Raw genomic sequence first — 23,060 nt, 5'->3', positions numbered from 1 at the left:
TTTCCGTTCTTCCAACGCGTATCCGTTGCTCCGACCGTGCCGAGATCGGCGCCTGTAGCCCGGAATTTCGATGTCGCCGATCTTTACCAGGGGCCCTTGGCCGCTGCCGCGACGACGGAGCCCGACGCGGTGCGGCTCGACGAGAAGCTGCGCCAGGCCTATTTCTGGATCGTCAACACCGCGATCATCAGCCCGCATTACGACATCGAATATCAGAACGGCCCGTCGCCCGAATTCCGCGTCGGCGACAGCCGGCGGCTGCTCACCCTACCGTCGGCGCAGAGCTATTCGAGCTATGTGCTCCTGCCGCTGCTTGCCTTCGCGACGCGCTCGAAGTGCCTGTTCGTCGGCGGCCCGGGGCGCGGCAAGACCTCGAGCGCGCTGCTGATGGGCGTGCTCGCCGGCTATCCGGTGCGCGAGGTGCGCCGCGCGATGCAGCACGGCCACCCGCAGATGACGATCGCCGATCTGCTCGGCAACCCGCTGCCCGCCGACCTCGTCGCGGCGCAGAGCGTCGAGGCGATCCGCATCGCCTGGCGGCCCTGGCTGGGCATGCGCGTCAAGATCGTCGACGAGTATAACCGCATTCCCACCCGCACGCAGAGCGCGCTGCTCACGGTGATGGGCGACAATTATGCCGAAGTGCTTGGGCAGATCTACGAATGCCCGCCGGCGGCCTGGTACCTCACCGCCAACGACGACGCCGGCGGCGGGACCTATCAAGTGATCGAGGCGCTGCGCGACCGTGTCGACGTCGTCGTTCAGGCGCTGTCGTTCAACCCGCGCTTCCTCGACGATCTGATCCTGCGCATCGAGGAGAATGTCCGCCCCGAGGACGTCGTCCCGAAGGAGATCGTCTTCGACGAGGACGAGGTCGATCAGCTCGTCGCGGCGGTGCGGGCGGTACCGCTGCCGCCGGAGGTCCGCCGCCGCATCGAATTCTTCGCCAGCCAGTTCGAGCTGATGGAGCCCGCGGGTGCCATCTTCGAGCATATGAGCAAGGATACCGCGCGGCTTTCCGGGGTCGACTGGGTCCAGGTCACCGCCGCCGATGGCGGGCGGGATCGGCTGAAGGACATCGGCACGCAGACGACCAACGGCCTGTCGGTGCGCAACCTGATGACGCTGATCGGCTTCGCCAAGGCGATGGCGTTCTTCCACGGCAGCGACGCGGTGTCGCTCGACGATGTGCGCCAGGTGCTGCCCTTCGTGCTGCGTGACAAGCTGCACCCCGATCCCGACGCGCCCTTCTTCGCCCTGCCCGAAAATGCGGCCTATCGCACCGACCCAATTGCCTGGCTGCGGCAGCTGTTCGATCTGTCGTGCGAGGAATATGACCGCCTCGATCTCGATCGGGACGATCCGGTGCGGGCGCTGGCCGAGCAGTTCGCGCAAGGCCTCGACGGCCTCACCGCGCGCGAAGTGCGGGCGCGGCTGACGCGGATCGAACGGCTGGTGGCCGAGCGCGTGCAGGGGCGCAAGCTCTACGGCCCGCTGCACGACGAGCTGCTCCACCTCAAATATCTCCACCAGCGCTACACTAACTATCTGGCCTGGCTCGGCGGCGGACGATGACGCTTTCGGCGGTGCTCGTCCGCGAACTCGCGGCGGCGCGCCCGCAGCTCAACGCGCGCGTCGCGGCGGCGCGGCGGGCGCGCAGCGGGTTCGATGTCGAGGCGCTGGCCGACGCGGTGGCGACCCGCCTCGATCCGCTGGCGCAAGCGGTGGAGGCGATCGCGCCCGATCGCACCGCAACGGTGGTGGACGCGGGCTTTGCCCTGACCGTCACGCTGGTCGATCACGCCTTGTCGATCGAGCGCCGGAAGCTGGTCGATCGGGTCTGGCGCGACGTGGCGGTGCCGCTGGCGCGGGTAGTGACCGAGCGGCCGGAGCCGGTGCTGGCGATGCTCACCAACGCCGCGCTCAAGCTGGCGTCGACGTCCGGCGCGCGCGTCGACGAATGGATGGCGCGGATGGCCGAGCTTGCGCCGCTGGCGGAGGCGGACACGCTCGCCGCGGTTGGGCAGGTCGTCGCATGGCGCGCCGGCATGGCGCATTATCGGGAAGGGGCGCTTGCAGCCGCCGACCAGTTGCCCGAAGCGACGGCACTTGCCGCGATCGGCGCCCATGGCAGCTGGGCGGAAAGCCGCGCGGCGCTGGCCGCCGATCGTTGGTGGACGCCCGAGGGCAGGGCGACGGGAACGCGCTTCGGCGGCTTCACCGGGTTCGGTGGTCCCTTCGCCGTGCCGCCCGAGCTTCGTGCGGGCACGGCGGGCGTGTTCGTCCGCGCCGGCGAGCGCATCGGTCTGCTCGTCGCCGATGCCTGGGGCGCGACGCTGCACCCGGCGAACGCCGCCGAATTCGACGCCGCCCGCCCGGCCGTGCCCGCACCCCGCACCCATCCCGGCCTGCCGGCGGACGATCTGCGTGCCGTCACCACCGCGGACACGATCGCCTTCGCCTCGCCGCGCAGCCATTTCGTCGAGATCCAGCCATGGACCGGCTGACCTCCGCCGAGCGCGTCGCCCTGTGGCAGGCGGCCTGGCCCGAGGCGCTCGCCGCCTGGAGCCGCTTCACCCGTCTCCACGATCCGCGCCTGTGCGCAAGCAGCGTCGCCGCGGCCGACGAAGGCCTGCAGAGCGCCTTCGCGATGATCCGGCTGGTCGACAAGAGCGTGGTGATCGACCTGGAGGCGATCGCCCGGGTCGATCTCGACGACCATGCCGTGGTCATCCTGGCGCACGAGATCGGCCATCACGTGCTTGCGCCCGCTACCGCCACCGACAGCTACCGGCTGATCGCGCGGCTGCGCGCTGCATTGCCGACGCTGGAGCGGCATGCGCCGATGGTCGCCAATCTCTATACGGACCTGCTGATCAATGATCGGCTCCAGCGCCAGGCCGGGCTCGACATCGCCGGGGTCTACGCCCGGATGAACGACCGGGAGCCGGGGCCGCGCAGCCGGCTATGGGCGCTGTACATGGGGATCTACGAGAGCCTGTGGGGCCTGGAAAAGGGCAGCCTCGGCGGCCCTGCGGGCGATCCGGCGATGGAAGGGGATGCCTGGCTCGGCGCGCGGCTGATCCGGGTCTATGCGCGCAACTGGCTGCATGCGGCCGGGCGTTTCGCCACGCTGGTGCTGCCCTATCTCGCTGAGGATGCCGAGCAGGACAAGGCGCTGCGCCGGCTGCACGATACGCGCGATGCCGCGGCGGGGGCGGCGCCCAGCGGCGCGCAGACGGTGGAGGCCGAAGAGGCCGAGGGCATCCTCCATCCGGCGCATGATCCGCGGATCACCGGCGAAGAGGCGGAGGGCGCTGCGCGGCCGGAACCGCCCGCGGCTGTCCCGGGTCGCCCAGGTGCCGGCCAGACGCGCGAGCCGTTCGACTATGGCGAGATCCTCCGCGCCGCCGGGCTGACGCTCAGCGACGAGGAGATCGCGATCCGTTATTATCGCGAGCGGGCATTGCCGCTGCTCGTGCCGTTCCCCGTGCAGCCTACGCCCGTTTCCGAAGAGCCGCAGCTCGAAGGCGTCGAGCCCTGGGCGCTCGGCGACTCGCTCGACGAGATCGACTGGCTTCAAACCGTGGCGCAGTCGCCCGTGGTGATCCCCGGCGTTACGACCGTGCGCCGCGTCTACGGGCACGAGCCCGGAGCGGCGCGCAAGCCGGAGCCGATCGATCTCGATCTCTATGTCGACAGCTCGGGGTCGATGCCCGATCCCCGCCGCTTCACCTCCTACCTGACGCTTGCCGGTGCGGTGATCGCGCTCTCCGCCCTCAAGGCCGGTGCGCGCGTGCAGGCGACGTTGTGGAGCGGCAAGCAGCAATGGATGTCGACGTCCGGCTTCGTTCGCGACGAGACTGCCATCCTCGATATCCTGGTCGGCTATTATGGCGGCGCGACCGCGTTCCCGATCCACCAACTGCGCGACACCTTCGCTCCGCGGACCCCGCGCGACCGCCCGGTGCACATCCTGATGATCTCCGACGACGGCATCACCACGATGTTCGACCAGGACGAGTGCGGCAACAGCGGCTGGGACGTCTCCGCCATGGCGCTGGCCAAGGGCCGTGCCGGCGGGACGATGGCACTCAACCTCGGCTCCTGGTTCCGATCCGACGGGAACGACGGCCAGCCGCTGGACCATGCGCGCGAACAGGGCTGGGACATCCACGCGATTGCCGAGCTGTCGGATCTCGTCGCCTTCGCGCAGGCGTTCAGCCGCCGCCGCTATGGCAGCCAGGCACAGGCACGCACGGCATGATCGTGCTGTGGCGCGTCTCGACCCGGTGCAACTATGCGTGCGGCTTCTGCGCCTATGACCGGCGGCTCCCCATCGCCCGGGGTGCGGCCGACAGGGCGGAGGTGCTGCGCTTCGGACGCCTGCTGGCGGAATGGTCGCGGGCGCGTGCCCGGCCGGTACTGCTAAGCTGGCTGGGCGGGGAGCCGTTGCTGTGGCCATCGGTGTGGGACGTCTCCGCCGCACTCGCCGGCGAGGGGATGGCCATCAGCGCCACGACCAATGGCAGTATGCTGCACCGGCCGGAGGTGCGCACTGCGATCCTTGCCGATTTCGCCGAGCTGACCGTCAGCATCGACGGCCCGGAGCCGGTGCACGATCGTCTGCGCGGCCGGGCAGGGGCCTGGGAGGCGGTGCGGGAAGGCGTGCGCGCGCTGGCCGCTGCGCGCGGCACCGCGGCGCTCAAGCTGCGCGCGAACATCGTCCTGATGCGCGAGACGATCGAGCATTTCGCAGCGCTTTGCGAGACGCTAGCCGACTGGGGCATGGACGAGATCACGTTCAACCAGCTCGGCGGGCGTGACCGTCCCGAATTTTTCCCGGCGCAACGGCTGCGGCCCACCGACGTGGCGCTGCTGGCGTTCCAGCTGCCCGCGCTGCGCGAGCGGCTGGCGGCGCGCGGCGTCACCCTTTGCGGCGATGCGCGCTATCTCGAGCGGCTGCGCGCCAGCGCTGCGGGCGATCCGCTGGCGGTGGAGGATTGCGGCCCCGGCAGCGACTTCCTGTTCATCGACGAACATGGCGTCGCAGCGCCGTGCAGCTTCAGCGGCGCGGCCTATGGCGTGCCGCTTGCCGCGCTCCGCACCATCGGCGATCTCGACGCGCTGCCCGCGCGCTTCGCTGCCGCTCGCGCGTCGCGGCGACTGGCAACCTGTGACGATTGTCCTTCGACCCAAAATTTCGCGAAGTTCTGCGCATGACCCAAGGTCCTCCTCTGGAACACGTCCTGCGCCGGCTCGCGGAGACGCCCGAGGATTTCCTCGGCGAACCGCGCATCGGCGCCGACGGTACGGTGGTGACGGCGGCCCTGGTGGCGGACCTGTTGCACCTGCGCGGTCATGGGCCCGAGGCGGGCGATATCCTCCCGCTCGCGCTACGCGATCGCAACCGGCTGCAGCTGATCGCGGTGGTGGTGTGGCTGCTCGCCGACGATTGGGTGGCGGCGGCGGCGCCCGACCGCCCCACGCTTGCCGCGCTGCTCGGCGACCGCGTCGGCGAGCTCGCCGGCTCGGGCCGCGCCGACCAGTTCGTTGTCGATGTCGAGCGGCGTGAGGAGCTGGCCCGCACGCTGATCGCGGCGCTCGGGCTGGTGCCGGCGGGGGAAAGCGCGGCGCAGGCAGCCGATCGGCTGTCCGCGGTCAGCATCGTCGAGCGTCGCCGGCTGCTGCGCGCTGCGCAGGCGGCCGAGGAGCGGGCCCGCGCGGTCCGCGAGGCGCTGATCCGCAAGGCGGCCGAGGAATCGGCCGACAAATATACTCGCGAATGACCGAGCCGACCGACGCCGATCGCTACCCGACGCTGAGCGATGCGGGCCGTGCGATACTGACCCGGATGACCGAGCATCCGGCGGCGCCCCTCTATCGCAATCGCAGCGGCAATCGCCTGCGCGCTACGGACCTGCCGGGCCTGGCAGCGTTCGAGGCGGAGACGCTAAGCGCGCCGATCGGGTGGCGGCCGGGAACGCCGCCCGCCTGGATCGCGCCCTATCTCGCGCAAATCTATGCCCGGGTGCCGCATTTCCGTGCGCGTGGGCTCGCGCCTGCCGATTTTGCCGAGGTGCCGACCACGGCACGCGCCGATCTCGCGCGCGACATCGCCGCGTTCGTACCCGACGACGTGCCCGTCGACCGCCTGATCAACTTCCGCACGACCGGCACCACCGGACATCCGCTGCTGATCGCCTCGCACCCCGTGGTCGCCGCGCGCTACCTCGCCTTTCACAAGCGCGCCCTGGCGCGGTTCGGCATCACGCTGCGCGCCGGGCCGGGCGATGTCGGCGTCGTGTTGCTGGGGCATCAGCGGCGATGCTTCACCTATGTCTCCGTCACGCCGACCATGGGGGAGGCGGGTCTCGCGAAGATCAATCTGCACCCGGATGACTGGCGCGACCCGGCCGATCGTGCGCGCTATCTCGATGCTATGGATGCGGAAGTGATCGCCGGGGACCCGATCTCCTTCGCCAGCCTGCTCGCCTTGCCGGTGCGGATCCGGCCGCGCGCGCTGCTGTCGGTGGCGATGATGCTTAGCGATGGTTTGCGCGATCGACTGGAGGCGCGGTTCGGCTGCCCGGTGCTCGATCTTTATTCGATGAACGAGGTCGGCCCGATCGCGGTTGCCGATCGCGCGGCAGGCGGCCGCGTGCTGCTCCAGCCCAATCTCTATGTCGAGATCGTCGACGCTGCCGGTCGTGCGCTGCCGCCGGGGGAGCTCGGCGAGGTGTGCGTCACCGGCGGGTTCAACTTCTGCCTGCCGCTCGTGCGCTACCGTACCGGCGACACGGCGCGGCTGGCGATGGCGGGCGACACGCCGATGCTCGTCGATTTCAGCGGCCGTCGCCCGGTCCGCTTCCGGACGGCGCAGGGCAGCTGGGTCAACAATGTCGACATCAGCCACGCGCTCGCCGGGCTTTCCGCCGCGCAGTTCGCGCTGCACCAGACCGCCGAAGGCGCGTGCGTGCTGCTGCTGTCGCACGGAGCGCTCGACGACGCCCCGTCGGCGCTGGCCGCCCTGCGGCGCGTGCTGGGGGACGTTCCCGTGCGGATTGGCCCCATCGAGAGCGAGGACAAGGTGCTGCAATATACGTCCGACCTGAGGGGCAGTACCGCGGAATGACCGCTCTCGAAATCGGCGCCAACGGGTTTGCCACCGCCTCGATCGTGCTGGCGGGGCGTAATTCGGTCCACACCTGGTGGACCGGCATCCTCGGCTGCGCGCTGTTCGCCTGGCTGTTTGCCGAAACGCGGCTCTACGCCGACGTCACGTTGCAGCTCGCCTTCATCGCCACCAGCGTGGCCGGCTGGCGATGGTGGGCGTTGGGGAAGGGCGGTGAACCCGCGCCCGTCACCCGTGCGCCGCCCCGCGGGCTGGCACTGCTCGGCGCGGTGAGCGTCGGCGTGGCCCTCGGTTATGGCGCGCTGCTGCACCACTTTACCGATGCCTATGCGCCGTTCATCGACTCCTTCGTACTCACGCTCAGCCTGTTCGGCCAACTGCTGCTCGTCCGCCGCCAAGTCGAGACCTGGCCGGTTTGGATCGCGGTCAACACGATTGCGGTACCACTCTATCTCTCGCGGGGGTTGACGCTGACCGGGTTCCTCTACGCTGCCTATTGGTGCAATGCCTGGTATGGCTGGTGGCGCTGGCACCGGGAGGCTTCGGCATGCTGACCGGGCTCGTCGTCGGCAAGTTCGCGCCGCTGCACAAGGGGCACGAAGCGCTGATCGCCTTCGCGCGGGCGCAGTGCGATCGGCTCGTGATCCTGAGCTACTCCAAGCCGGAGCTTCCCGGCTGCCCGCCAGAGCGGCGCGCGGCCTGGCTCGCGGCACTCTTTCCGGATGCGGTGCGGCTGGTGCTCGACGACGCAGCGCTGGCGGCGTTCGAGGCCCGCACCGGCGAGCCGCCGCGCAATCTCCCCGACAACGATGCCCCCGACGAAGCGCATCGCAGCTTTGTCGCCTGGGTATGCCGAAGGATGCTCGGCCACACGGTAGACCGCGTGTTCACCAGCGAAGCCTATGGCGACGGCTTCGCCGCCTCGCTTGCGCGGCATTTCGATCATCCCGTGGCGCATGTGCTGTTCGATCGTCCGCGTGCGCGCGTGCCGATCTCCGGCACGAGGCTGCGTGCCGATCCCGGGCTGCACGCCGACTTTCTGTCGCCCGTCGTCCGTCGGGACCTCATTCGCCGCGTGGTGCTGCTCGGCGGCGAGTCGACCGGCAAGTCGACGCTCGCGGCAGCTCTGGCCGAGCGTCTGGGAACATGCTGGGTCCCGGAATATGGCCGCGAGCTTTGGGAACTGCGCGGCGGCAATCTCGACTTCGTCGACCTGCTCGCCATTGCCCGCGAACAGATTGCGCGTGAGGACGCGGCACGCGATGGCGCAAGGCGCTGGTTGGTCTGCGACACCAGTCCGCTGGTCACGATGTTCTACTGCGAAGCGATGTTCGTCCGCGTGGATCCCGAACTGCGGAAGTTGGCCGGGCGCCCCTATGATGCGACGCTGCTGTGTGCGGGCGATTTTCCCTTTGTCCAGGACGGCACCCGGCAGGACGAGGCGTTCCGGGATCGCCAGGATTCCTGGTATCGGGATCGACTGGCTCGCGCCGGCACAGCCTATCGGGTGATGCGCGGGGCCTTGCCGGCGCGCGTCGAGACCGCCGCGTGCCATCTTGCCGATCTCGATCGCGAGCGACACAGCGAGGCGGCGCCCTCCGATCCTTCGCAGGCGTCCTGAAGATCGCCATTGCCGGCAATGGCGCGCCCGGCTGGATTCGAACCAGCGGCCCCAAGCTTAGAAGGCTCGTGCTCTATCCAACTGAGCTACGGGCGCGCACGGCATGCCTTTAAGCGCAGATTGCGCGGGGGGCAAACGCCTCGCATAGTGCACTGCAATGAACATGCCGTCCCGCCCCGCCCACGTCACCGCCCGTACCCTTGCCGGCGGGCATTTCCGCTATTTCGATTTCGTGATGGCCGCGTTCGTGGCGATCATCCTGCTGTCGAACGTGATCGGCGCAGGCAAGGTGGCGCAGATCTGGCTGCCGGGTGTCGGCTACTGGCCGTTCGGGGCGGGCATCCTGTTCTTTCCGATCTCCTACATCATCGGCGACGTGCTGACCGAGGTCTATGGCTATGCCCGCGCGCGCCGAGTGATCTGGGCGGGGACGGCGGCAGTACTCTTCATGGCGTTCATGTCGTGGGTGGTCGTGGAACTGCCGCCGGCGCCGGACTGGAAGAACCAGGCGGCGTACCAAGTCATCTTCGGCCAGGTGCCGCGGATCGTGCTTGCCTCGGTCTGCGCCTTCTGGGCGGGCGAGTTCGTCAATTCCTATGTGCTGGCCCGGATGAAGCTGTGGACCGGCGGGCGGATGCTGTGGACGCGCACGGTCGGCTCCACCGTGGCCGGGCAGGCGATCGACAGCCTCATCTTCTACCCGCTCGCTTTCTGGGGCGCCGAGGGCTGGACCAACGCGCTGGTCGTGAAGGTGCTGTTCACCCAATGGGCGCTGAAGGTCGGCTGGGAAGTGCTGCTGACGCCGCTCACCTATCTGGTCGTCGGCTTCCTCAAGCGTGCAGAAGGAGTCGACGTGTTCGACGAAGGGACCGATTTCACGCCCTTCGCGACGCGCGTCTGAGCAGCAGCCGGCCGCAAGCCGTAACCGGCGCGAAGGCCTGAAACCAATTCTTTCTGGCGTTCGGGGAAAATCCCCGCATGCTGGTGGGAAATCGGTTGCCAAGGATTCCCGTGCTCGCGTTCAATCCGCTTTATTCCATCGCCGGGGTGCTCGTCGGGCTGCTGGTCGGCATGACCGGGGTCGGCGGCGGCTCGCTGATGACGCCGCTGCTCGTCCTCGCCTTCGGCTTCCATCCGGCCACCGCAGTGGGCACTGACCTGCTCTACGCCTCTGCCACGAAGACCGTCGGTGCCGGGGTGCATGGCTTGCACGGCACGATCGATTGGAAGGTCGTGCGGCGGCTCGCTTATGGCAGCGTGCCCGCGACCATCCTGACGCTGCTGTTGCTGTCCAGCGCGCAGGAGCATGCCAGGAACAGCGGCGGGGTGATTACGGTCACGCTCGGCATCGCATTGGTGGTGACGGCGATCGCAACCTTCTTCCGCAGCCGGCTGGTGCTGTTCATGGCGCCCCGGTTCGAGCGGCTGGGCGATGCGCGGATCGGCTATGTCACCATCGCCCTGGGCGCGGTGCTGGGCCTGCTGGTGTCGCTGACCTCGGTGGGGGCGGGGGCGCTAGGAATGACCGCGCTGCTGATGCTCTATCCGCATCAGGCGGTGAACAAGCTGGTTGGGTCGGACATCGCGCATGCCGTGCCGTTGACCCTGCTCGCGGGGCTCGGCCACTGGATGCTGGGATCGGTGAACGGTTCGCTGCTCGTGTCGCTGCTCGCCGGTTCGATCCCCGGTATCATCGTCGGCAGCCTGCTGGCGACGCGCACCTCGGACAAGGTGCTCGTGCCGATCCTCGCCGCGACGCTCGCCGTAGTCGGACTGAAGATGCTCTTTTGACAACGAAAAGGGCCGCGGTTCTAGGACCGCGGCCCCGTATCCGGTGTCGCGACGGTCAGGCGACCGCGGCGAGCAGCCCTTCGAACAGCCGGCGGCCGTCGTCGCCGCCATGCGCGGCTTCGATCTTGCGCTCCGGGTGCGGCATCATGCCGAGCACGTTGCCGGCGGCGTTCATCACGCCCGCGATGTTCCGCGCCGACCCGTTGATGTTCTGGCCGTAACGGAAGGCGATGCGGCCTTCGCCTTCGAGGCGATCGAGCGTCTCGGCATCGGCGAAATAGTTGCCGTCATGATGCGCGACCGGGATCGAGAGGTGCTCGCCCGCCTGATAGGCGCTGGTGAAGATCGACTGGCTGTTGTCGACCACCAGCGGCACGTCGCGGCACACGAAGTCGAGCCCGGCATTGCGCATCAGCGCGCCCGGCAGCAGCCCGGTTTCGGTGAGGATCTGGAAGCCGTTGCAGATGCCGATCACCGGCGTGCCGCGATTGGCTGCCTCGATCACCGCTTGTACCACCGGCGAGCGCGCCGCGATGGCGCCGCAGCGCAGGTAATCGCCATAGGAGAAGCCGCCGGGCAGGGCGATCAGGCCCAGGCCTTCCGGCAGCTCGCTGTCGCCGTGCCACACCATGTGCGGCTTGGTGCCGGTCACGCTCTCCAGCGCGACCGCGATGTCGCGATCGCAGTTGGAGCCGGGGAAGACGATGACCGCGGTCTTCACAGCTTTTCGACCCGGTAGTTCTCGATCACCGTGTTGGCGAGCAGCTTGCGGCACATCTCGTCGATCGCGGTGTCGCTCGTCGAATCGGCGACCTCCAGTTCGAAGATCTTGCCGGCGCGGACATCCTCGACGCCCTCGAAACCGAGGCCGCCAAGCGCGTTCTGAATGGCCTTGCCCTGCGGATCGAGCACGCCGTTCTTCAAGGTGACGATGATGCGGAGTTTCATGGGCGGCGCTATGGCGCGAGAGGGCCGAAGTCGCAACGGTAAAACGTGCGGCGAGGCATGAAGATCCTCCCCTGCAAGGGCAGGTGTCGCGCAGCCACGGAGGGGTGAAAACGGAGAAGGGGCGTCCCGCCGTACCAGCGGGGACACCCCTCCGTTATGCCTGCGGCATGCCACCTCCCCTTGCAGGGGAGGATCGGTCGAAACTTACTTCCCCCGCTTCTTGCGGTGCGTCTCGAGGTCGAGCACGTCGGAGCCGTCGCCTTCCGGGAACAGGCCCAGGCGGCGGGCAACTTCCTGATAGGCCTCGACTTCACCGCCCAGATCGCGACGGAAGCGGTCCTTGTCGAGCTTCTCGCCCGAGGCGATGTCCCACAGACGGCAGCCATCGGGGCTGATCTCGTCCGCCAGGATGATCCGGGGATAGTCGTTTTCCCAGATCCGGCCGAACTCCAGCTTGAAGTCGACCAGGCGGATGCCGATGCCGGCGAACAGGCCCGAAAGGAAATCGTTCACGCGGATGGCCATATCGGCCATGTCGTGCAGTTCTTCCTGCGCGGCCCAGCCGAACGCCAGGATATGCTCGTCGGTGACCATCGGGTCGCCGAGCGCATCGTCCTTATAGTAATATTCGACGATCGTGCGGGGCAGCGGTGTGCCCTCCTCGATGCCGAGCTTCTTCGCCAGCGAGCCGGCGACGACGTTGCGCACCACGACCTCGATCGGCACGATCTCGACCTGGCGGATCAGCTGCTCGCGCATGTTGAGGCGGCGGATGAAGTGGGTGGGGATGCCGATGCCGCCGAGCAGGGTGAAGACATGCTCGCTGATGCGGTTGTTGAGCACGCCCTTGCCGTTGATCGTGCCCTTTTTCTGGGCATTGAAGGCGGTTGCGTCGTCCTTGAAATACTGGATCAGCGTGCCCGGCTCCGGACCCTCGTAGAGAATCTTAGCCTTGCCTTCGTAGATTTGCCGGCGGCGTGCCATGTCGGCCTAGTCCCTTGGAAATGCGTTGCCCCGGCTCCACGGGATTTCTCCGCGTGACCGCCGGGGCTCTGGAAGGCTTCGCGCTATACCGCAAGGGGGGCAGGGGTGCAATGCGGCGCCGCTCCCCTTGCGGGACGTGTTCACGCAACCGGTTTCGATCGACGGAGCAGCGTCGCCACGCCCACGCCCGCGCCGAACACCGCGGCCCAGGGCACCAGGTAGATCGCCAGCGAGAGCAGCAGCTGCATGCCCCAGACAAAGGCCGAGGCCGAGCCCTGCGCCGCCTCGCCGAGCGCGGCGCCGACGCTGGCACCCGAGGCGGGGGCGGCGAGCGCCTGGTAGCGGATCTCGACGTCCGCCATCGCCACGCGGCCCTGGAGCTCGCGTTGCCAGCCGCGTGCCTTGTCGAGCTCTTCCTGCGCGGCGGCGACCTGGTGCTCGGCAGCCACAAGGTCGGTCACCGATCCCTTGCGCGTGCGCAGCGTCTCGGTCAGGCGGGCGACGAGCAGCTCGCGCTGGCGGATGCGCGCCGCGGTATCGGTCAGGTCCTTCGACACGTCCTCGCCGGCGACATCGGTATTCGCCGCGCGACCGCCCGCCGCCGACACCTGCCGCGCCGCTTCGCCGGTGAAATAGCCCGCATCGGCAGCCGCGACGCGCAGCTTGAGAAGCGCCTCGCCGGTACGACCCTCGGCATCGTTGCGGGTCAGCGTGACCAGCTGGCAGCGCGCCGGCCCGAGCCGCTCGCAGAGCGCGCGATGCCCGTCCTGAGTCTCGGCCACCCGCGCCTCGGGGAGCAGGAAGCTGAGCGTGTAGCGGTAGCTGAGCTGGGGCAGGGCGACCTTGAGCGGCTCGGCTCCCGGCGTTGCCGGCGCCTCCGCTCGCGCCACCGTCTCCCCGGCGCTGCCCTCCTGGTTGGAGGAACAGGCGGCGAGCAGCGCCACACAACCCAGCACGAGAAAATTGCGCATCGACATCCCCTTTGATGGTGACGCGCAAATCCCATCATCCAGCTAGGACAAAGTCAAGCCACATTTCTGCCGTATTTGCGGCGGAACTAAGGCGTTGGCGCTTCCGCATGACAACCCGGCAAATTTTGCCGCCCTGCGCCCGGTCGAGGCGGCCACGTCCTAAAATGGGAGGGGCAAGGAGCAGGACGGAAGATCACGATGACGCGCTTCGGCAAGGCAATGCTGGTGGGGCTGGATCACACCCCCGAAGCGGGCATCAAGCCGTACAGCGCGCAAGTTCTCGAAGGCATTCGCCGCGATACGCCGCTGGGGCGGCTGCGCCACATGGCCTTCTACAACTATGCCTACAACTACATCTTCTGGCTGCGCGCCAAATCCAACGACCCTGCTCGCCTCCGCAAGCTGGGCCGCATCGAGCGGATACTGCGCGCACCGCTGGCGCGCATCGGCCGCACACCTCGCGCCGCCGAGTTCCACGACATCGACCTCCACTTCGCCGAGAAGATGCTCGAGCCGGCGCTGGTCGATCGTATGGCGGCATCGATGTTCGCGCCGCAGACCTTCACCGATCCCTATCTGCCGGGCTTCGAGCATCGCGGCGCGCCCGAGGCGACCGATCATCCCTTCCTCTACATGGATGCGCAGCGGCTGTTCGAGGATCCCGCCTTCTTGGAAATCTGCAGCAATCCCGATCTGATCGCCTTCTGCCGAGAATCGCTGGGCCCGCGCGCGGCGCTCAGTTGGGCCTGGGCGTGGATTTCGCAGCCGACCGGCTTCGCCTATCAGAACCAGAACTGGCACCGCGACTGTGCCGAGCCGCTGAACTTCATCCGCGTGTTCGTGCCGCTGTCGCCGATCGCGACGCGCGAGGACGGGCCCTTGGAAATGATTCCTAAGACCTCGGGCCTGCGCGACTTCTGCGAGGTGCGTCGCTTTCGCGACGAGGACCTGGAGCCGCTCAAGCAGGCGATGGGGGCAGGGGTGGTGCTGGCGGACAAGGGGGACGTGTATTTCGTCAACACCTTCGCGCTCCATCGCGGCACGCCGCCGGCACACCGCCGCGGCATGCTGTCGCTGCTCGTCTCGATTGGGCCGTCGCATCGTACGCCTTCGATCCGCAAGCTCAAGCTGCGCGAGGTGCCGGAGCATCTGCGGCCGCTGATCCGGAAGAACCGCAGCTTCTTTCGGCATCTGGTGGGCTGATCCCGAAACAATTCGCGGCATCGAGTGGATCATAAGGGGAACGCCCTTGGCGTTTCCCCCTCTCGCCTGCTATCCGGGATGGCGATGAGCCTCGACACCGACGTTTCCGAACCTTCCGGCGCCTCCGATGTGCCCTTCGACAGCGCACTTTCCGAGCGCTACCTGGTCTATGCGCTGTCGACGATCACCGCGCGCTCGCTGCCCGATGTCCGTGATGGGCTGAAGCCGGTGCACCGCCGGCTGCTGTGGGCGATGCGGCTGCTGCGGCTCGATCCGGCAAGCGGGTACAAGAAGTGCGCGCGCGTCGTCGGCGACGTGATCGGTAAATACCACCCGCATGGCGACGCTTCGGTCTATGACGCGATGGTCCGCCTCGCGCAGACCTTTGCGCTCCGCTATCCGCTGGTCGACGGGCAAGGCAATTTCGGCAATATCGACGGCGATAACGCCGCTGCGTATCGCTACACCGAGGCGCGGCTGACCCAGGTCGCCATCGACCTGATGGACGGGCTCGACGAGAATGCCGTCGACTTCCGCCCCACCTATAATGGCGAGGACGAGGAGCCGGAGCTATTCCCCGGCCTGTTCCCCAACCTACTCGCCAATGGCGCGGCGGGCATCGCGGTCGGCATGGCGACCAGCATCCCGCCGCACAATGCCGCCGAACTGATGCAGGCAGCCGTCGCGCTGATCGACAATCCGCAGGCGAACGTCCTCGACTTCGTCAAAGGTCCGGACTTCCCGACCGGCGGCATCGCGGTCGACAGCCCTGCCGCCATCGCCGAAGCCTATGCCACCGGCCGCGGCAGCTTCCGGGTGCGCGCCAAGATCGAGAAGGTGATCGAGAAGGGCGGCGGCTGGCATCTCGTCGTCAGCGAGATCCCGTACGGCGTGCAGAAGGGCAAGCTGATCGAGGGCATTGCCGCGCTGGTCAACGACAAGAAGCTGCCGATCCTGGGCGATGTGCGCGACGAGTCGGCCGAGGACATCCGCATCGTCCTCGAACCGCGCAGCCGCACGGTCGACGCCGACACGCTGATGGACAGCCTCTACCGCCTGTCCGACCTCGAAGTGCGCGTGCCGCTCAACCTCAACGTGCTCGACAAGAACCGCACGCCGCGGGTGATGAGCCTGGCCGAGGCGCTGGCCGGCTGGCTCGAGCACCAGTTCGTGGTGCTCCAGCGCAAGTCCCAGCACCGGCTGGAGAAGATCGCCGACCGGCTGGAGCTGCTGCGCGGCTATATCCTCGCCTATCTCAACCTCGACCGTGTGATCGAGATCATCCGCACCGAGGACGAGCCCAAGCCGATCATGATGGCGGAGTTCTCCTTAACCGAGCGCCAGGCCGAGGCGATCCTCAACATGCGCCTCCGCTCCCTGCGCAAGCTGGAGGAGATGGAGCTCCGCCGCGAGCAGGAGAAGCTGGAGAAGGAACAGGCCGAGCTGGAGACGCTGCTCGGCTCGGAAGCCCGCCAGCGTACCTGGATGAAGCGCGCGCTCGGCAAGATGATCACGCGCTATGGGCTCGATACCCCGCTCGGGGCCCGCCGTACCGCGATCGTCGAGATGGCGCCGGCCCGCGAGATCCCGCTGGAGGCGATGATCGAGCGCGAGCCGATCACCGTCATCCTCTCGCAGCGCGGCTGGATCCGCGCGATGAAGGGGCATGTCGAGGATCTCGGCGGCGAGGCGCTGAAGTTCAAGGAAGGCGATGGGCCCTTCCTCGCCTTCCACGCCCAGACCACCGACAAGCTGCTTCTTGCCGCCGACAACGGCCGTTTCTACACGCTGGGTGCGGACAAGCTGCCGGGCGGCCGTGGCTTCGGCGAACCGGTGCGACTGCTGATCGACCTGGAGGCGGAGCGGCACATCGTCACGCTGCTGCCCGCCAGCGCCGCGCCCAAGCTGCTGGTCGCGGCGAGCGACGGGCGCGGTTTCATCGTGAGCAGCCAGGAAGTGGTCGCCGAGACCCGCAAGGGCAAGCAGGTGGTCACCCCGCGGCCGGGCGCCCACCTCAAGCTCGTGCGCCCGATCGGTGCCGAGGATGATTTCGTCGCGGCGATCGGCGACAATCGCAAGATGCTGGTCTTCCCGCTCTCCGAAGTGGCGGAGATGACGCGCGGGCAGGGGGTACAGCTCCAGCGCTACCGCGACGGTGGTCTGTCCGACGTGATCACCTTCAAGTTCGCCGACGGCCTCCGCTGGCGGATGGGCGGCGAGCAGGAGCGTTATCGCTCCGAGCCGGATGTGATGCCGTGGCGCGCTGCACGCGGCGCAGCGGGGCGGATGCCGCCCACCGGCTTTCCCCGTGATAACAAATTTTGATTGATAAAACCTGCGGATGCGTTCCGGTCCTTCAGGACGCTTTAACTAGTTTGCGGCTATGCCAGAGGGGATGGCGTTTCGAAGGGTCCGGGCTCTGAGTATGCGTACCGCGGAGCCTGCTCCGCGGATCGACGATCTGTCGACGGCGCTGCCGCCGGGAACCGACGGGTTGCTCGAGCTGATGCCGATCCCGGCCGCGGTGCTGGAGATCCAGGACGGGCGTTATGTCTTCTCGGCAGTCAATGGCAATTTCCGCGTCGCGGGGCTCGGCTGCACCGCGCAGGAATCGCCGGTGATCCAGCTGCTCGGCGCGCGGATCGGCCAGTTTCTCGCTTCCGACCTGCAGCAGGAGGAAATCGCCTGGCGCTTCGGCGGCGAGGTCGACAGCCGCCATTTCCGCGTGGTGCTCGCTCGCCGTGCGCCGAGCGAGCCGCGCTGCCTGATCACGCTGGTCGACCAGACCTCCGAACTCCGCACCGAGCAGAGCCTGCGCCGCGAAATGGCGACCGACAGCCTCACCGGGCTGCCCAATCGCGCCGGCTTCTCGGACGAGCTCGAAACGCGCACCGGCGAGGGCGATGCCGCGGCGCATGCGGTGCTGGTGATCAACCTCGATCGCTTCAGCCGCGTCAATGCCTGCATGGGCGCGCTGGCCGGCGACGAGCTGCTGATCTCGGTCGCGCGCCGGATCAAGGGCGCATTGCGCGGCCGCGACGTGCTGGCCCGAATCGGCGGCGACGAATTCGGCGTGCTGATGACGCTCGACGACGGCGCGGACGACGCGGTGCAGGTCGCCAAGCGGGTCCATGCCGCCTTCACCAACCCGTTCCGCCTTTCCAATTTCGAGATCCGCATCGATTGCTCGATCGGGATCGCGCTGGGCACCGATACCGACGGGGATCCCGAGGATCTCGTGCGCAACGCCCAGCTAGCGGTTCGCCGCGCCAAGAAAAGCGGCCACACCGAATTCTACCATACCCGCGCCTTCGACCTGGCGCGCGAGCAGTTCGCGATTGAGACCGAGCTGCGCCGCGCCATCGAAAATGGTTGCATGACGCTGAATTTCCAGCCGATCTGCGATCTCGGTACCGGCCGGATAACGTCGTTCGAGGCGCTCGCCCGCTGGACCAATGACGACGGCGTGCTGATTTCGCCCAACGCCTTCATCCCCGTGGCCGAGGAATCCGGCCTTATCGTGCCGCTCGGCCGCTGGGCGATGGAAGAGGCCGCGCGCACGCTCGCCGAATGGGATGCGCGCGCGGGCGGTGATTGCGGCGTGAAGATCGCGGTCAATCTCTCTGCGATCCAGCTGCAGCGCGACCAGATCGGCGCGATGGTGAAGACCGCGCTCGATCGCCACGCCATGCCTGGCTCGCGCTTCACGCTCGAGCTGACCGAAAGCGCCATTGTCAGCGATCCCGATCGTATCGCCCAGACCATGACGGCGCTGAAAGATCTCGGCACCACGCTGGCGATGGACGATTTCGGCACCGGTTATTCGAACCTGGCCTATCTGCAGAAGCTGCCGATCGACGTGCTCAAGATCGACCGCAGCTTCGTCACCGGCATGCTTGCCGATCGCGACAAGGTGGCGATCATCCGCGCGATCCTCAGCCTCGCCTATGCGCTGGGCATGCAGACGACCGCCGAGGGCATCGAGACGCCCGAGCTTGCCCAGACTCTAGGCGCGCTGGGTTGCACCTATGGCCAAGGCTATCATTATTCCCGGCCGGTGCCCGGTGACGCGGCCTTTGCGCTGATCGAGGCGTTCAAGGCGTGAGCCACAACGGCGTCGGCGATCGCGTCGACCCGTGCAGCTTCGGGAAATCCCTCCGCGATCCACTGGTCCTCGATTGCTCGCAGTGCGCGGGCGATGTCGGGGCCCTTGGCGAGCCCGCGTTCGACCAGTGCGCCGCCGGTGATCGGCAGGCGCGGGATATCCCATCCGGCGATCGCTGCCCAGCCGCGGGCGGCTTCTTCATCGTCCAGCGCGGCGAGCAGCAGCCGGTCCTCGGCGGCTTCGCGGCCGATTCGATAGGCAAGGGCACGCGCGTCGGCGGTGCCGCCGTCCGTCAGCGCGAGGACAAGCCGCTTGCGCTGGGCATTGGAGAGCTTGAGCCGGGCACCGATCAGATCGCCTGCGGCCGGATCGCGTGGCAGCAGCGCGGCGAGGCGACGGATGGGGTCGGGCGTGGCGCCGAGCCGCGCTTCGCGATCGGCCAGGTCCGCCAGCCTTGCTGCCGTCGTGATCTCCGGCACCACCGGCTCAAGGATGCCGCGCTCGAGCATCAGGGCGGTCACGCCCACGGCGTCGCGGGCGACCAGCAGCTTGAGCAGTTCGTCGCGGATCCGTTCGCGGCTGAGCGCCATCAGGTCGCGCGCGCGGGCGGTGCAGGCGTCGAGGCCTTCGGTGTCGGGCGTATCGCCGAAGCGGGCGAGGAAGCGGAAAAAGCGCAGGATGCGCAGATGGTCCTCGGCGATTCGCCGCAGCGGATCGCCGATGAACCGCACCCGCCGCGCCGCCAGATCCGCCAGCCCGCCGAAATAGTCGAACAGCGCGCCGGTGTTCGGATCGGCGTAGAGCGCGTTGATCGTGAAGTCGCGGCGCGCGGCGTCCTCGCGCCAGTCGTCGGTGAAGGCGACGGTGGCATGGCGGCCGTCCGTGGAGACGTCGCGCCGCAGCGTGGTGACCTCAACCGGTCCGCTGTCGAGCACCGCGGTGATCGTGCCATGCTCGATGCCGGTCGGTACCGCGCGAATATCCGCGGCGCGCAGCCGGGCCAGCACGTCGTCGGGCGAAAGCGCGGTTGCGAGGTCGAGGTCGGCAACCGGAATGCCCAGCAGCGCATCGCGCACCGCGCCGCCGACGAAGCGGCACAACCCTTCGTCCGCACCCAGCACCTTGGTCAGCGCGTCCAGGCCGGGGCGGCTCCGCCAGTCGGTTTCCGGCAGCGTCAGCGCGGCCATGCCATCCGCCGCGACAGGTTGACCAGCATCGCCGCCGTAGCGCCCCAGATTCGATAGTCGTTCCACATGATCTCGTAATAATGGCGCTCATGACCTTGGTAGAGCGCGCTTTTCTTCTGATGATTGGCGTCGTTGAGGAGGAAGGCTAGGGGCACTTCGAATACCTCGGCGACCTCGGCCTCGGACGGTACCAGGGTAAGGTCCGGCGGTACGACCCCGATCACCGGCGTCACCTGGTAGCCGGTGACGGTGCGGTACTGCTCGACCGTGCCGACCACCTCGACCAGCCGACGGGGGAGGGCGATCTCTTCCTCAGCCTCGCGCAGCGCGGCGTCGATCGGATCCTTGTCTTCGGCGTCGATGCGGCCGCCAGGAAAGGCGATCTGCCCGGCATGTCGGCGCAGATTGGCGTTGCGGCGGGTGAGCAGCACGCCGGGCGCATCGCGATCGGTGACTGCCAGCAGCACCGCGGCGGCGCTCGTCACCTCCGCGGGATCGAAAAAGCCGTGGTCGCCGGGGAGCAGCGTGGTCGCCTGGGCCGGGCGGCTGTCCAGCGCGCGCCGCAGCTGGTCGGCAAGCCTCATGCTTCCGGCTCGAGCGGGAAAAACACGCCCTGGCTCCACACCCCCGGCGGGGTTTCGTCCTGGGTGAGCGCGAGCTGGGCGAGTTCGTAATAGACGCTGCGGACAATCAGGGCGTCGAGTCCGCCGCGGACCTTCAGATAGGGATGGGGGCCATCCTCGTGAGATTCGATCCGCAGTGGATGCTCGGGGCCGGCGACGACGACGTCGCCGGTGTTCAGCCGAAAGGCCAGCCGCATGGCCTCGTCTTCGCCCTCGACCTTCAGCTCGACCGCCACGAACGGCGCGTCCTCCACAAGAATGTCGAGCTTCTCGACCGGCGTCACCAGGACGAAGCGGCCGTCGGGCTCGCGCCGCAGGATCGTGGAGAAGAGCCGCACCATCGCCGGGCGGCCGATCGGGCTGCCCTGGTGGTACCAGCTGCCGTCGCGGGCGATGCGCATCTCGCTGTCGCCGCAATGCGCCGGGTTCCAGCTTTCGACCGGCGGCAGGCGATGCTCTTCCGCCAGGCGGGCGATCTCGGCGAGCGACAGGCTGGCGAAATCGGGGGGCGGCGTGTTCGGCATGGACTTCCCTTAGCGCGCGGCGCGGCTTTGTCGAACCCTTGCGCGCTCAGGCGACCTTGCGCAGGCGCGGTACGAGCATGCCCGAGCAATTGGGGACCGCCGCACCGCGCGCGAGCAGGCGACGCGGCTCGAAGGGTCCCGGCAGGCGCCACCGCGTGGTGCGGTTCGCATCGAATCCGAAGAAGCGGCCATAATATTCGGGATCGCCGATCAGCATCAGCGCCTCGGCGCCCGGCAGCGCACTCACGTCCGCGGCGTCCAGCATCTCCTGCATCAGTCGCCGGCCGATGCCCCCCTGCTGCAAAGCGGGCTCCACCGCGACCGGCCCCACCATCACCAGCGGTACCATCGGCCCCGAATCGCTGGCGAGTGCCACCGGCCAGCTCTGGATCGTGCCGGCAAGCTTGCCATCGTCGCCCAGCGCGGCAAAACTGAACGGGCGAATCGGCTGAGTACCCAGGCGGACGCGATAGGCGGTACGCAGATGCCGCTCGGGGCCGAAGGCTCGGTCGAGCAGCGCCTCGACGGCGCGCGGATCGACCGCATCGAGCGCAACTATCTGAACCACCGCTAATCCTTCCCCGCCCTCGGAATCGATGCCGAAAGGCGCGCGCCTTAGCCGTACCATCGCGCAGCGCAAGCGCGGATTTCGCCGATGGACATGCAGATTGTGCACGGGAAGTGCCCGGGCTTTCGGATGCGGTGCGATCTGCTATGGCGCGCGCCTGTTTTGCCCCAGGAAAGGCCGTTCGATTGCCCGATTCATTGCAGCTTCAGGTCATGGACCTCGAGGTGGAGGTGCTCACCGGAGTCTATTCCGAGGAGACGCACCTGCCGCAGCCGCTGCGCATCTCCGTCATCGCCGATCTCGATCTGCCCGAGCGATTCCTGCCGGATACCCCGCTCAGTGCTTCCAAAAGCTATATCGACCTGAAGCATGCCGCGACCGACGCGCTGCCCAAGGATGTCCACTTCACGCTGATCGAAGCCGTGGCGGATCATATCTGCGAGACGCTGTTCGTCTCCGATTCGCGCGTTCGCCGCGTCGAGGTGCGGATCGTGAAGCTGGCGATCGCCGAAGCCGACGAATCGATCGGCATCACGCTGGTGCGCCACCGGCGCTGAGCGCCGGCGGCGGGGTGCTGCTCAGGTGCAGGGCCCCAGGTCGCGCAGCACGACCTGATAGTCCTCGCGTGCGGCCTGCGCGTTCTCGGGCGTCTCTGCGGTGATCGCACTGTCGGGCAAGGTCTTGGGCAGCCCGCAGGCGAGCCGGTACCAGGCGAGCGTCTCGGGCTTCGGTGCGCCGGCATTGGGATCGACGATATCGCCCAGCGATACCCCCCAATGCGGCTTCTCTCCCGGGCGTCGCAGGATCTGCAGCGAGATCGGCGCGCCGCTCGCGGTCTTGACGAACACCTGGGTCTCGCCCTCGCCGGGCAGGGCGCCGGGCACATGGAAGGCGTTGCCGATGCCGGTGACCGCGGGCGGGGCGTCGCTCGCCAGTACCTCGCGGGTGATGCCGCGGGTGCGGGCGTCAAGCTCGGGACTCCACAGATACTGACTGTCGACTCCGGTCAGCTGAACCTCGCCGGGCTTGTTGCCGACGGGGCGAGCGAACAGCAGCACCCGCTGCTTTTTCAATTTGGGTAGCTTGCCGCGAGAATCGAGCGGCACGTCCGCCAGGTACGAGATCTGCGTCGGAAGCGCGCTGCTACCGCGAATCAGTGCGAGCACATCGGCGGTGACGTAGAGGCGGGCCCGTCCCGATGCGAGACCGGGGGCGGCATTTTCCTTGATCCGGATCATGTCGCTGATCCGCGCGTCGATCACGAGCGGCGCGTTGACAATAGCCGTCGCGACGGTGGCGTAACTGGGTAAGCCACTTTGCGCTTCTTGGCGGATTTGCGCGGTTTGCGGGGCGGGTTGCGCAAGCGCAGGAAATGCCGCAGCGCAACAAAACAGCAGGGG

Annotated in this window: 23 protein-coding genes and 1 tRNA gene; 14 read left to right on the top strand and 10 right to left on the bottom strand. The window is 68.1% G+C overall.

Annotation, left to right across the window (positions count from 1 at the left end; genetic code table 11):
• Positions 1 to 36: 36 nt before the first annotated feature.
• Genes QZ670_RS09330 through QZ670_RS09295 form a run of 8 tightly spaced genes read left to right on the top strand, consistent with a single transcriptional unit; the run spans position 37 to position 8,756 of the window.
• Positions 37 to 1,575, top strand: a complete 1,539-nt coding sequence (locus QZ670_RS09330; RefSeq protein ID WP_294254257.1) for an AAA family ATPase — start codon at positions 37 to 39, stop codon at positions 1,573 to 1,575.
• On the top strand, positions 1,572 to 2,507 hold the full coding sequence (locus QZ670_RS09325) for a hypothetical protein (RefSeq protein WP_294254253.1): 936 nt from the start codon (positions 1,572 to 1,574) through the stop codon (positions 2,505 to 2,507). The genes QZ670_RS09330 and QZ670_RS09325 overlap by 4 nt, the downstream gene beginning before the upstream one ends.
• On the top strand, positions 2,495 to 4,267 hold the full coding sequence (locus QZ670_RS09320; RefSeq protein WP_294254251.1) for a hypothetical protein: 1,773 nt from the start codon (positions 2,495 to 2,497) through the stop codon (positions 4,265 to 4,267). Before QZ670_RS09325 ends, QZ670_RS09320 begins: the two co-directional genes overlap by 13 nt.
• The gene (locus QZ670_RS09315) at positions 4,264 to 5,223 is read left to right on the top strand and encodes a radical SAM protein (protein ID WP_294254248.1); all 960 of its coding nucleotides are present in this window, start codon (positions 4,264 to 4,266) and stop codon (positions 5,221 to 5,223) included. Before QZ670_RS09320 ends, QZ670_RS09315 begins: the two co-directional genes overlap by 4 nt.
• The gene (locus tag QZ670_RS09310; RefSeq protein WP_294254246.1) at positions 5,220 to 5,789 is read left to right on the top strand and encodes a hypothetical protein; all 570 of its coding nucleotides are present in this window, start codon (positions 5,220 to 5,222) and stop codon (positions 5,787 to 5,789) included. Before QZ670_RS09315 ends, QZ670_RS09310 begins: the two co-directional genes overlap by 4 nt.
• Positions 5,786 to 7,135 carry an AMP-binding protein gene (locus QZ670_RS09305; RefSeq protein WP_294254242.1) on the top strand — a complete coding sequence of 450 codons (1,350 nt, stop codon included), beginning with the start codon at positions 5,786 to 5,788 and terminating at the stop codon, positions 7,133 to 7,135. The genes QZ670_RS09310 and QZ670_RS09305 overlap by 4 nt, the downstream gene beginning before the upstream one ends.
• Positions 7,132 to 7,689, top strand: coding sequence for a nicotinamide riboside transporter PnuC (pnuC, locus tag QZ670_RS09300; RefSeq protein WP_294254240.1), 558 nt, complete (start codon positions 7,132 to 7,134; stop codon positions 7,687 to 7,689). The genes QZ670_RS09305 and pnuC overlap by 4 nt, the downstream gene beginning before the upstream one ends.
• Positions 7,635 to 8,756, top strand: a complete 1,122-nt coding sequence (locus QZ670_RS09295; protein WP_294254237.1) for an AAA family ATPase — start codon at positions 7,635 to 7,637, stop codon at positions 8,754 to 8,756. Before pnuC ends, QZ670_RS09295 begins: the two co-directional genes overlap by 55 nt.
• 19 nt (positions 8,757 to 8,775) lie before the next feature.
• Here QZ670_RS09295 and QZ670_RS09290 read toward each other — a convergent pair.
• A tRNA-Arg gene (locus QZ670_RS09290) sits at positions 8,776 to 8,852 on the bottom strand.
• 61 nt (positions 8,853 to 8,913) lie between these two features.
• Between QZ670_RS09290 and QZ670_RS09285 the strand changes: the two genes are divergently transcribed.
• Positions 8,914 to 9,657, top strand: a complete 744-nt coding sequence (locus QZ670_RS09285; protein WP_294254234.1) for a queuosine precursor transporter — start codon at positions 8,914 to 8,916, stop codon at positions 9,655 to 9,657.
• Positions 9,658 to 9,767: 110 nt separating this feature from the next.
• A complete protein-coding gene (locus QZ670_RS09280; protein WP_240610149.1) occupies positions 9,768 to 10,547 on the top strand; it encodes a sulfite exporter TauE/SafE family protein in 780 nt (259 codons plus the stop codon).
• 55 nt (positions 10,548 to 10,602) lie between these two features.
• Here QZ670_RS09280 and purQ read toward each other — a convergent pair whose 3' ends face one another.
• The 4 genes from purQ to QZ670_RS09260 form a co-directional block, all read right to left on the bottom strand.
• Positions 10,603 to 11,268: a phosphoribosylformylglycinamidine synthase subunit PurQ gene (purQ, locus tag QZ670_RS09275; protein ID WP_294254218.1), complete on the bottom strand. Its 666-nt coding sequence runs from the start codon at positions 11,266 to 11,268 to the stop codon at positions 10,603 to 10,605.
• Positions 11,265 to 11,495 (bottom strand): phosphoribosylformylglycinamidine synthase subunit PurS, encoded by a 231-nt coding sequence (gene purS, locus QZ670_RS09270; protein ID WP_121077568.1) that lies wholly within the window; start codon positions 11,493 to 11,495, stop codon positions 11,265 to 11,267. Before purS ends, purQ begins: the two co-directional genes overlap by 4 nt.
• A 204-nt stretch (positions 11,496 to 11,699) precedes the next feature.
• Positions 11,700 to 12,479, bottom strand: coding sequence for a phosphoribosylaminoimidazolesuccinocarboxamide synthase (purC, locus tag QZ670_RS09265; RefSeq protein WP_093295430.1), 780 nt, complete (start codon positions 12,477 to 12,479; stop codon positions 11,700 to 11,702).
• Positions 12,480 to 12,619: 140 nt separating this feature from the next.
• Positions 12,620 to 13,450 (bottom strand): DUF4349 domain-containing protein, encoded by an 831-nt coding sequence (locus tag QZ670_RS09260; protein WP_294254208.1) that lies wholly within the window; start codon positions 13,448 to 13,450, stop codon positions 12,620 to 12,622.
• 198 nt (positions 13,451 to 13,648) lie between these two features.
• On the opposite strand from QZ670_RS09260, the gene QZ670_RS09255 reads away from it, so the two are divergent.
• The 3 genes from QZ670_RS09255 (at position 13,649) to QZ670_RS09245 (ending at position 18,758) form a co-directional block, all read left to right on the top strand.
• Positions 13,649 to 14,653 carry a hypothetical protein gene (locus QZ670_RS09255; RefSeq protein ID WP_294254205.1) on the top strand — a complete coding sequence of 335 codons (1,005 nt, stop codon included), beginning with the start codon at positions 13,649 to 13,651 and terminating at the stop codon, positions 14,651 to 14,653.
• A gap of 84 nt (positions 14,654 to 14,737) precedes the next feature.
• Complete coding sequence (gene parC / locus QZ670_RS09250; protein WP_294254202.1) at positions 14,738 to 16,978, top strand: DNA topoisomerase IV subunit A; 2,241 nt, start codon at positions 14,738 to 14,740, stop codon at positions 16,976 to 16,978.
• A gap of 100 nt (positions 16,979 to 17,078) precedes the next feature.
• Positions 17,079 to 18,758 (top strand): bifunctional diguanylate cyclase/phosphodiesterase, encoded by a 1,680-nt coding sequence (locus tag QZ670_RS09245; protein WP_294254199.1) that lies wholly within the window; start codon positions 17,079 to 17,081, stop codon positions 18,756 to 18,758.
• On the opposite strand, the gene QZ670_RS09240 is transcribed toward QZ670_RS09245, so the two are convergent.
• Genes QZ670_RS09240 through QZ670_RS09225 form a run of 4 tightly spaced genes read right to left on the bottom strand, consistent with a single transcriptional unit; the run spans position 18,698 to position 21,660 of the window.
• Positions 18,698 to 19,945: a CCA tRNA nucleotidyltransferase gene (locus QZ670_RS09240; RefSeq protein WP_294254196.1), complete on the bottom strand. Its 1,248-nt coding sequence runs from the start codon at positions 19,943 to 19,945 to the stop codon at positions 18,698 to 18,700. The genes QZ670_RS09245 and QZ670_RS09240 overlap by 61 nt on opposite strands.
• Positions 19,933 to 20,529 (bottom strand): CoA pyrophosphatase, encoded by a 597-nt coding sequence (locus tag QZ670_RS09235; protein WP_294254193.1) that lies wholly within the window; start codon positions 20,527 to 20,529, stop codon positions 19,933 to 19,935. The genes QZ670_RS09240 and QZ670_RS09235 overlap by 13 nt, the downstream gene beginning before the upstream one ends.
• Complete coding sequence (locus QZ670_RS09230; protein WP_294254191.1) at positions 20,526 to 21,092, bottom strand: DUF1285 domain-containing protein; 567 nt, start codon at positions 21,090 to 21,092, stop codon at positions 20,526 to 20,528. The genes QZ670_RS09235 and QZ670_RS09230 overlap by 4 nt, the downstream gene beginning before the upstream one ends.
• Before the next feature lie 46 nt (positions 21,093 to 21,138).
• A complete protein-coding gene (locus QZ670_RS09225) occupies positions 21,139 to 21,660 on the bottom strand; it encodes an N-acetyltransferase (RefSeq protein ID WP_294254189.1) in 522 nt (173 codons plus the stop codon).
• Between the two features lie 185 nt (positions 21,661 to 21,845).
• Between QZ670_RS09225 and QZ670_RS09220 the strand changes: the two genes are divergently transcribed.
• Entirely contained in the window at positions 21,846 to 22,217 is a 372-nt protein-coding gene (locus QZ670_RS09220; RefSeq protein ID WP_093295416.1) for a dihydroneopterin aldolase, read from the top strand.
• 21 nt (positions 22,218 to 22,238) lie between these two features.
• Here the strand turns inward: QZ670_RS09220 and QZ670_RS09215 are convergent, their stop codons facing one another.
• Positions 22,239 to 22,922, bottom strand: coding sequence for a hypothetical protein (locus QZ670_RS09215; protein ID WP_294254186.1), 684 nt, complete (start codon positions 22,920 to 22,922; stop codon positions 22,239 to 22,241).
• Positions 22,923 to 23,060: the final 138 nt, after the last annotated feature.

This window comes from uncultured Sphingomonas sp. (assembly GCF_913774285.1).
GTDB lineage: Bacteria > Pseudomonadota > Alphaproteobacteria > Sphingomonadales > Sphingomonadaceae > Sphingomonas.
This window is presented reverse-complemented; position numbering and strand designations above follow the sequence as displayed.

Excerpts from the sequence above, each read along its gene's own strand:
- QZ670_RS09285 (WP_294254234.1), top strand. The coding sequence starts at position 8,914 with ATGAACATGCCGTCCCGCCCCGCCCACGTCACCGCCCGTACCCTTGCC.
- QZ670_RS09310 (WP_294254246.1), top strand. The coding sequence starts at position 5,220 with ATGACCCAAGGTCCTCCTCTGGAACACGTCCTGCGCCGGCTCGCGGAG.
- QZ670_RS09260 (WP_294254208.1), bottom strand. The coding sequence starts at position 13,450 with ATGCGCAATTTTCTCGTGCTGGGTTGTGTGGCGCTGCTCGCCGCCTGT.
- parC (WP_294254202.1), top strand. The coding sequence starts at position 14,738 with ATGAGCCTCGACACCGACGTTTCCGAACCTTCCGGCGCCTCCGATGTG.
- QZ670_RS09315 (WP_294254248.1), top strand. The coding sequence starts at position 4,264 with ATGATCGTGCTGTGGCGCGTCTCGACCCGGTGCAACTATGCGTGCGGC.
- QZ670_RS09235 (WP_294254193.1), bottom strand. The coding sequence starts at position 20,529 with ATGAGGCTTGCCGACCAGCTGCGGCGCGCGCTGGACAGCCGCCCGGCC.
- purS (WP_121077568.1), bottom strand. The coding sequence starts at position 11,495 with ATGAAACTCCGCATCATCGTCACCTTGAAGAACGGCGTGCTCGATCCG.
- QZ670_RS09255 (WP_294254205.1), top strand. The coding sequence starts at position 13,649 with ATGACGCGCTTCGGCAAGGCAATGCTGGTGGGGCTGGATCACACCCCC.
- QZ670_RS09240 (WP_294254196.1), bottom strand. The coding sequence starts at position 19,945 with ATGGCCGCGCTGACGCTGCCGGAAACCGACTGGCGGAGCCGCCCCGGC.
- pnuC (WP_294254240.1), top strand. The coding sequence starts at position 7,132 with ATGACCGCTCTCGAAATCGGCGCCAACGGGTTTGCCACCGCCTCGATC.
- QZ670_RS09305 (WP_294254242.1), top strand. The coding sequence starts at position 5,786 with ATGACCGAGCCGACCGACGCCGATCGCTACCCGACGCTGAGCGATGCG.
- QZ670_RS09325 (WP_294254253.1), top strand. The coding sequence starts at position 1,572 with ATGACGCTTTCGGCGGTGCTCGTCCGCGAACTCGCGGCGGCGCGCCCG.
- QZ670_RS09245 (WP_294254199.1), top strand. The coding sequence starts at position 17,079 with ATGCGTACCGCGGAGCCTGCTCCGCGGATCGACGATCTGTCGACGGCG.
- purC (WP_093295430.1), bottom strand. The coding sequence starts at position 12,479 with ATGGCACGCCGCCGGCAAATCTACGAAGGCAAGGCTAAGATTCTCTAC.
- QZ670_RS09320 (WP_294254251.1), top strand. The coding sequence starts at position 2,495 with ATGGACCGGCTGACCTCCGCCGAGCGCGTCGCCCTGTGGCAGGCGGCC.
- QZ670_RS09230 (WP_294254191.1), bottom strand. The coding sequence starts at position 21,092 with ATGCCGAACACGCCGCCCCCCGATTTCGCCAGCCTGTCGCTCGCCGAG.